At 36.8% G+C, this 8,263-nt stretch carries 7 protein-coding genes; 3 read left to right on the top strand and 4 right to left on the bottom strand.

Going from position 1 to position 8,263, the window contains the following annotated elements; translation table 11 throughout:
• Together FJR38_RS13625 and FJR38_RS13620 are read right to left on the bottom strand one after the other, a co-directional pair.
• Positions 1 to 1,298 (bottom strand): tetratricopeptide repeat protein (locus tag FJR38_RS13625; RefSeq protein WP_254449458.1); only part of this gene is annotated, 1,298 nt, incomplete at its 3' end.
• Between the two features lie 15 nt (positions 1,299 to 1,313).
• The gene (locus FJR38_RS13620; protein ID WP_168537577.1) at positions 1,314 to 2,645 is read right to left on the bottom strand and encodes a P-loop NTPase fold protein; all 1,332 of its coding nucleotides are present in this window, start codon (positions 2,643 to 2,645) and stop codon (positions 1,314 to 1,316) included.
• A 149-nt stretch (positions 2,646 to 2,794) separates the two neighbouring features.
• Between FJR38_RS13620 and FJR38_RS13615 the strand changes: the two genes are divergently transcribed.
• Complete coding sequence (locus tag FJR38_RS13615; protein WP_168497939.1) at positions 2,795 to 3,046, top strand: helix-turn-helix domain-containing protein; 252 nt, start codon at positions 2,795 to 2,797, stop codon at positions 3,044 to 3,046.
• On the top strand, positions 3,024 to 3,743 hold the full coding sequence (locus tag FJR38_RS13610) for a hypothetical protein (protein WP_168497941.1): 720 nt from the start codon (positions 3,024 to 3,026) through the stop codon (positions 3,741 to 3,743). Before FJR38_RS13615 ends, FJR38_RS13610 begins: the two co-directional genes overlap by 23 nt.
• A gap of 8 nt (positions 3,744 to 3,751) precedes the next feature.
• Here the strand turns inward: FJR38_RS13610 and FJR38_RS13605 are convergent, their stop codons facing one another.
• Together FJR38_RS13605 and FJR38_RS13600 are read right to left on the bottom strand one after the other, a co-directional pair.
• The gene (locus FJR38_RS13605) at positions 3,752 to 4,882 is read right to left on the bottom strand and encodes a DNA cytosine methyltransferase (protein ID WP_168537575.1); all 1,131 of its coding nucleotides are present in this window, start codon (positions 4,880 to 4,882) and stop codon (positions 3,752 to 3,754) included.
• A gap of 147 nt (positions 4,883 to 5,029) precedes the next feature.
• On the bottom strand, positions 5,030 to 7,573 hold the full coding sequence (locus FJR38_RS13600; RefSeq protein ID WP_168537573.1) for a DNA topoisomerase (ATP-hydrolyzing) subunit A: 2,544 nt from the start codon (positions 7,571 to 7,573) through the stop codon (positions 5,030 to 5,032).
• 214 nt (positions 7,574 to 7,787) lie between these two features.
• Here FJR38_RS13600 and FJR38_RS13595 point away from each other — a divergent pair, with 214 nt between their 5' ends.
• A complete protein-coding gene (locus FJR38_RS13595) occupies positions 7,788 to 8,186 on the top strand; it encodes a response regulator (RefSeq protein WP_168497946.1) in 399 nt (132 codons plus the stop codon).
• The last annotated feature ends 77 nt before the right edge of the window (positions 8,187 to 8,263 follow it).

Raw genomic sequence — 8,263 nt, 5'->3', positions numbered from 1 at the left:
TTTAAATTTCCACAGCTTTGTCGTAGGAAGATAATAGCTTCTTCATACCTACCTAAATTGTATAGGGAAATGCCCGATTGTACCCAAGCTTCGTGATAATCAGGTTTAAATTCCACAGCTTTGTCGTAGGAAGATATAGCTTCTTCATACCTACCTAAATTGTATAGGGAAATGCCCCGATTGTACCAAGCTTCGTGATAATCAGGTTTAAATTCCACAGCTTTGTCGTAGGAAGATATAGCTTCTTCATACCTACCTAAATTGTATAGGGAAATGCCCCGATTGTACCAAGCTTCGTGTTTATCAGGTTTAATTTCCACAGCTTTGTCGTAGGAAGATATAGCTTCTTCATACCTACCTAAATCATCTAGGGAATTGCCCCGATTGTTCCAAGCTTCGTGTTTATCAGGTTTAATTTCCACAGCTTTGTCGTAGGAAGATATGGCTTCTTCATGATTTTTTCTAATATATTGTAAATAACCTAATTCAAAAAATAATTTAGCTTTTTGTTCATTATCTATTTCATGTTCAATAATATCTATAATTTCTAGGATTTTCCGATTTGTTTCTTCATTCGTTAAATTTACATATTTTTCATAAGTTCCTTCTTGAATAATCCTTGTTGCTTCTTGTTCGAGAGTTGTTGAATCTAAAGGAAAATCAAATAAACCAGAACGCCAATCAAAGAAATCAGGGGCGCGGTGAATAAAATATTTAATTGCAAACTGAGGTAATAAAAAAACAAAACACATTTTCAAATTATCTCTAAACCGTTCTCGCTGTTGATTCAGGTTAATTAAAACAGGTGGTACACCTTCCCAACTATAGGAATAGGTTTCTCTACTACTCCAACCTGCTAATTTTTTACATTCTTCATATTCATACAGTGAAGACTCTAACCCAGTGATAAATAAAACATTAATTTGGTCTTTATTTTCTAAATCATTAATTATTTCATATAAATTAGTAATAGATTTATCTAGCTGTAAAACTTCTATCTTTTTATTATTAATATCTTCTTTTACTTTAATAATTAATTTTTGACCTTCAGCCGGAGAACAGCGTACAAATAACAATTCAAAGCCTTCGGTAAATTGAAGTGTCCGAATAAATGCCTGATATTCTTCATCTTTGTCTATTGGTAAATCATCATCCCAATCACTTAGTTTAAGAGGCATAATTTTAGATATATAATAATGTAGGTTGGGTTGAGAAAACCCAACATTTTCAACATTTCCAACATTTCCGTCATTATGTTGGGTTTCACTTTGTTCTACCCAACCTACGATGTTTAACAATTTTTAAAGCTGTTTTTATCCAGGATATCCTTCATCATAAGCATCCTGAAATTCTTTTATCCCTTTAATTAAAGGGTGAATATCATACCAAACTTTACTACTTCCATCTGGTTCTATATAACGATATTCTAAAACACAACGATTAAATAATAAACCCCGATAAAGTTGATCATTAACTATCTCTTTAGAATGATGCACTTTTGCTAATGCTTCCCATTCATTATGAAAAATTGTATTTTTGTAAGTAGTTCTCAATTCGCTAAATGAACGTTGTAAGGCTCTTTTAGAAATAGGTAATTTTATTGTATATTTAATTGCCTCCTTCATTAATAATAATAAATTCCGCACATGACCACCACTCATCAAACATAACATTTCTAAAGATTGACTATCTTCAAATATATCAACTATTAAGCGACCTGGATCAATCTCACTCAAACGCTTTTGCAATAGTTCAATAACCTTATTAATTCCTCTTTCATAAGGTTCATTTTCCGGTGTTTGTACCATAATCATTGGTAAAACTTGGGGAGTTCCATAAATATCCGCTAATGATGAAGCGCGATCAGAATAAATTAAAGAAATTGGGACTGTATAAACCAAATGACAATCTAAATCTTTCAATTGTTCATTACGATCTATGAAAATTTGGTCATGATTACTACGTCCTTCTCCTTGATTGATAGGGACAATTCTATCTAAATTATCAGCAATTAAAACTAATTCATGATATTGTGAAGGTAGACTCTTTTTAACATCTTTAATAAACTGCTTTAATGCCTTTGTTAAAGTAATCGTATGGGGATTAATTAACTGCCGAATTTTAGAACGTTCACCCGGTTCAGTGCGTATTTTAGTAGTAATTTTCGCAAATTGGGAAACTTGCGCTTCCATTGATAATTCTTCTAGAGAAATTTTTGTTTGTAGTAAATCCTTTAAATCTTCGCAACGTTCTTTTAACCAATTTGATATAGCTTGAGAATCGGTTTGATCTTTAAAGGCTGCTAATATATTGCGTGTACAAGCTAAAATAATATCTGTATATTGAACATCTTCAGGATCAATATCTTCCTCATCTGCGGCAAAATAAACAACAAAAAACCCGTTTTCATCTAAATATTTTTGTAGTCTGAGTAATTCTGTAGATTTACCTGCACCACGATGACCAGCGTATAATTGACAGGTGTTTCTGTCAGATAACAAAATCTCATTTCCTACCGCTTCTAGTATATCCCCATCACCCCGCACTTCGTGACAATCAACATAAACAGGATCTCCAGCCGGTAAGGGTTGGAAGGGGTCAAAGGCGTTAAATAGCCGCTTTAAAAAGGCAAAATCTGATGTCATAGTAGAAAATATCAGTATCTAACGTCATATTAGCGCAAAAATACTGACATTCATCTAATTATTAGTTAAATACCCGACTTGATTAAGGTGATATATATTGAATACTTTAGTCTGTAGCACTTTTGTATTCAATACCTTAATCTCTTTTCATGCAACCAAGTAAACTAGACCAAAATTTAGGGCTAGAAATACAACGTCGTCGTTTAGAGAAAGGCTTTTCCCAAGAGTATCTAGCAGAAATTACAGGTCTGCATAGAACCTATATTAGCCAATTAGAACGAGGCTTAAAAAGCCCATCTGTAAGAGTTCTGAGTCATATCACAAATGCTTTAACTGTAACAATGAGTGAATTTTTGCAAGCTGTAGAGGAATCTTTAAGTGTTGACAGAAAACGAGATTGAGAGGCTAAAACAAGCTATTCTTGCTACTATTGCATCCCCAGTAATTGGGTCAATAGAAGATTATGCTTGGGAAGCTATTTTTCATTATATTAAAGATATTCCTCTGACAGATCCAGCTTTAGGACGTAGTAAACTACTTTATGATGCCGTTAATATTTTAACTAAAACAGGTTGGTCATTAAAATCTCTTCAACTGAATAATTTAAAAGTTGGGAGTACATTTTTCTTTGTAATTCAAAGAGCCGATATTATTAGTAAAGCTGATCAACTTGGTTTCCCTAGTTTAACAGAATTATCTGCACCAGAAGAACTAGGTGCGGCTGTTATTCAACATTGGAATGAAAAATTGATTACAAATCAGTCATTACAAAGAGTTGAAAATAGTTATGAAAGCATACTTCTGAAAACTATTAAAGGTAATGAATATGTTTATTGTGAATATCCTTTATATCCACTTGATCCTACTACTTTTAATTGGGCTTGGACAATAAACAAAAAAACAGGTAAAAGTGGTGCAGGTTTACAAGGTAGTGTAGAAGATAAAGTCCAGTTAGTTTGGTATAAAAATCAAAAACAACTTTTTAAAGCTAGAATTATTCCTCTAGAAGCAGTCAGAATAAATATTCAGAGAACTCGTCTTAACCCTGATAATTATGTGAAAACTATTCTTGCAGCTTTACAAGCCCAAAATTCCTAATCTTAACTTTAGAGAATACATTCAGCGATAGTTTTAGCTAATAGTGGAGGTACAGATTCACCAATTTGAGAAGCCATTTCTGTATATGTTCCCAAAAAGTGAAAAGTATCTGGATAAGAATGAAGTCTAGCTGCTTCACGTATTGTAATAGTTCTATTTTGTGTGGGATGAAAAAATCTCCCAGAACCAGGATGAAAAACCCATCTTGTAATTGTCTTCGCTGGTTGATCCCAATAAAGCCTTCCATAAGCACCACTATAATGTTTTTTAGGTGCTAATTCTGGTGGTAAATCTCTCGCATCTTGTCCTTCTTTTAACAGCTTTACTCTTGACATTTGAATTGAACTTAAAGCCCGCGCAATATGGTTTGTAATTTTACTACTGTTATGTCTAATTAAAGTTTGATAACTTGTTTGAGGATCTGAGGGATATCTATCTTCATCATATTTTTGTCCAGCATTTAATTCTGGTAAATCTCCAATTGCATCTTTAACTGTGACGATTGGAGAAGAATTGGATTTTAGTAGGTTTGTTTGATAGTATGATTCTTGATTTTTAGAATTAATTTTAATATCATCATTATGTGTAGGGTTGGGTAAGACAATTAAACGCTCTAAACTAGCAACAAAAAAAGCTCTACTTCTTGTTTGTGGTACTCCATACTTAGCAGCATTTAACGATGATGATGTAACTTTATATCCAAGTGATTCTAGTTGATTTGTAATTTGATATTTGAATAACCCTTTATATGCTGTCAAAATTTCTGGAACATTTTCCATAATCACGTAAAGAGGTTTAAACTCTTTTACAAAATCTAAAAAACTTTTATATAATTGATTCTGTGGATCATCTATATAGCGATATTCAGCAGGTATATTTCTGGAAAACCCCTGACAAGGAGGACCGCCAATTATCGCTTGTAATTGTTCTCTCTCTAATCCTAAATTGTGACGAAGTTCTGAGGGATTAACTTCACGAATATCTTGATGTATAACTTTAGTATTTGGGTAATTATGTTGATAAGTTGCTAAGGCTTTTTTATTTGCATCAATGGCACATAAGGCTTCAAAGCCAGCCAAATGAAAACCTGTAGTTAAGCCACCTGCACCAGAAAATAAATCAATAATTTTGTTGTTCATGATTGAATACTATAGTATTCGGGAATTAATGTCAAATACTTTGTTTTTTCAGTATTACTCAGACACCGAACTGTTTAAAGAGGTATAATTTTTTTTATTGTGAGTCTTAAAAATCCCCGTGTCTTGAGACCGGGGAGTGTCAAAATCCTACTCTACTTCCACCACAGAGATAATTCTCTCATCCCGGTTGAGTTGACAAATAGTTTCACCTTTACTGTCCTTACTGAGATGAGGAACTGTATCTACTGATATGCGGATTACTCGCTCTTTATTTGTTAGTAGTGCGACTTCTGTTCCTGGATTTGCTCGTACCATTGCGGCTAAATTGTCGGTTTTGTTATTAAATTTCAAAACTTGTATCCCTAAATCACCACGATTAGCAGCCCTTAAGGTACTGGCTGGCATGATTTTGGCATATCCCTCTTCTGTGACTAGCAATAATTGGCCATCTTTGCTGACGTTTACACAACCAACCATTTGCTGATTTTTCAAGAGTCGGAAGGCTTGTAATCCCATAGCAGCACGACCCATCACTGGTAGCTGTTCATCATTGACGGGAAACCTTAACAGACGACCGCTAGAACTAGCCAAAATGAGATGTTGTCCGCTGGTAGTGAATTGGGTAAAAGCTAATTCGTCATCATCTTTGAGTTTCAAAATTGTAATTCCTCTTCGAGAGAGGTTAACAAATTCTGATAAAGACAGACGTTTAATGCGTCCTTCCTTCGTCACCAGCACCATTTCTTGATTTTGTGGATTTTCGGGTAGCAAGAACCGGGTAACTATACCTTCGGTATTACCTTGGGCGGTACTGGTAAGCATAGTAATCAATGGCGTTCCCCTCGCAGAACTTGTAGTGAGCGAAGTCGAACTACGTCCAGTAGTCATGGGAATATCTCCCACCGTAATCGGATAGACTTTACCCCCGCTAGTCAGGATTAATAGGTCTTTCTGGGTATTAGTTAATTCAGTTTGGATAATGAAATCATGATCCAATAACCCGTTTTCCCCTTTCGGTTTTTTGCTGTTGGGAGAAGTGCGGCGCACATAACCCCGTTGAGTAACTTCTAAAATAGTTTCTTCTGAGGGTTGTTCCGATTTGGGATGGGGAATTTTAGATGGGGAATTTTCTTCTGGTGCTACTGCTGATTTTTTAGTTTTAGTTTTATCTTCTGGAACTGGTTTTTCTTGGTTATGAACAATTTTGGTGCGACGAGGATCATTGTATTTGCGTTTGAGTGTCCGCAAATCTTTTTTCAAAGCCTTGAGGAGTTCCCGTCTATCTTCCAGTAATGTCCGCAAGAGGGTAATTTCCTGGTTAATTTGGTCAAATTCCTTTTGTAAGTTTTGCTGTTCTAAACTGGTGAGACGACGTAATGGCATAGACAGAATTGCATCTGCTTGTACCTCAGTTAAATCCAGATGGCTACAAAGTGTCATCTTGGCTGTACTGCCATCGGGAGCTTGCCGTAAAATTGTAATAACATCATCTAAATTTGACAGAGCTTTTAGCAATCCAGTGAGGATATTGACCCGATTTTCTGCTTTCTCTAGTTCATAACTGTAGCGACGGTTGAGGGTATGTTCTCGGAACTTGAGAAATTCCTCTAAAAGTTGCCGTAAGCTTAATTGGCGGGGTTGTCCATCAACTATAGCTAAAAGAATCGCCCCAAAGGTCGTTTGTAAAGCAGTTTGGTGATACAAATGCTGGAGTAATTCTTGGGGGTTGGTATCACGTTTAAGTTCAATAACTACGCGCATTCCATCGCGATCGCTCTCATCCCGAATATCAGAAATTCCGTGTAAACGACCTTGATTGACTAAATCGGCGATTTTTTCAATCCAACCAGCCTTATTGACTTGATAGGGCAGTTCTGTGACTATTAGTGCTGTGCGGCGTTTACTTCCTCTGGTGGCAGGAATTTCTTCCATTGTGACTATGCCGCGCATGACAATACCACCTTTACCAGTGGTGTAAGCCTCTTTAATTCCCCCATGATCAACAATTTCCCCACCAGTCGGAAAGTCTGGTCCGGGAATTAATTGAAATAATTTTTCGTCCGTTAACTCTGGGTTATCAATTAAGGCAATTAACCCATCCACAATTTCTCCCAAGTTGTGGGGAGGAACATTTGTGGCCATTCCTACGGCAATTCCGGCACAACCATTCAGCAACAAAAATGGTAATTGAGCAGGTAGTACCGTTGGTTCTTGTTGGGAATTGTCGAAATTCCCAGTAAATTCCACCGTCTCTTCGGCAATTTCCGCCAACATTCCCTCATGTCCCACAGGTGCAAGACGGGTTTCTGTGTACCGCATCGCCGCTGGTGGGTCATTATCAACACTGCCAAAGTTACCATGTCCCCCCAGTAAGGGATAACGGCTGGAAAAGTCTTGGACTAATCGAACTAAAGCATCATAAACTGATTGATCACCGTGAGGATGATATTTACCGAGAACATCTCCAACCACACGGGCGCATTTTCGGTAAGGTCGATCTGGTGTTAAACCCAGTTCGTGCATGGCATATAGGATGCGCCTATGCACTGGTTTTAACCCATCACGGACATCTGGTAAGGCTCGCCCCACAATCACACTCATGGCATATTCTAGGTATGACCGTTGCATTTCGGTGTGCAGGGCGGTGGTGATGACCTGTCCCTTGGAGAGAAGGTTTAACTGTTTTGCCATGAGGTTTTTCCCTGAATTTTCACTACACAACAGCCGCTAGAAGATAACACGCTTCGCAATCACAGCATAACGGATGAAATAGAAATACTCACACAATCTTGATACTCATTAAGATAAAAAGCAGTAGTATTATCCTTGATGTGATCTAAGCTTATGGATTATTAAAAATACAACAGAGATTGCTCCGGTGTTAGCCCTATTAGTATAAAGTCTCATGAAAACTGTTTTAATTGTCGAAGATGATTTAATTAATGCTCGCGTTTTTTCTAAAATTCTCACTAAACGCGGTGGCTTGGGTGTAAAACATACGGAAAATGTAGACGAGGTCATGGAAATTGCCCAAGCGGGTCAAATTGATTTGATTTTAATGGATGTTTCTTTGTCACGTAGTGTATATCAAGGTAAGTCTGTTGATGGTATCAAAATTACACAAATGTTAAAATCTGACCCACAAACAGCCCACTTACCGATTATTTTAGTGACAGCACACGCTATGGAAGGCGATCGCGAGAATTTCCTGAAACAAAGCGGTGCTGATGGTTATATTTCTAAGCCTGTGGTTGATCATCAACAGTTTATAGACCAAATTTTCAACCTGCTACCACCAGGATAAGTAGGTTGGCGTTGAAAATAGTCGTTGGGGCAAGGGGGCAGGGGAGCAAGGGAAGGTGACAGGTGACAGGTGACAGG

The sequence above is a fragment of the Anabaena sp. UHCC 0253 genome (genome assembly GCF_009712085.1).
In the GTDB taxonomy this organism is placed as follows: Bacteria; Cyanobacteriota; Cyanobacteriia; order Cyanobacteriales; family Nostocaceae; genus Dolichospermum.
The sequence above is the reverse complement of the archived record's forward strand: the minus strand, read 5'-3'. Positions and strand labels throughout refer to the sequence as shown.

What these genes read in the sequence shown, in the direction of transcription:
- FJR38_RS13605 (WP_168537575.1), bottom strand. Translation starts at nt 4,882, where the DNA reads ATGAACAACAAAATTATTGATTTATTTTCTGGTGCAGGTGGCTTAACT.
- FJR38_RS13615 (WP_168497939.1), top strand. Translation starts at nt 2,795, where the DNA reads ATGCAACCAAGTAAACTAGACCAAAATTTAGGGCTAGAAATACAACGT.
- FJR38_RS13620 (WP_168537577.1), bottom strand. Translation starts at nt 2,645, where the DNA reads ATGACATCAGATTTTGCCTTTTTAAAGCGGCTATTTAACGCCTTTGAC.
- FJR38_RS13600 (WP_168537573.1), bottom strand. Translation starts at nt 7,573, where the DNA reads ATGGCAAAACAGTTAAACCTTCTCTCCAAGGGACAGGTCATCACCACC.
- FJR38_RS13595 (WP_168497946.1), top strand. Translation starts at nt 7,788, where the DNA reads ATGAAAACTGTTTTAATTGTCGAAGATGATTTAATTAATGCTCGCGTT.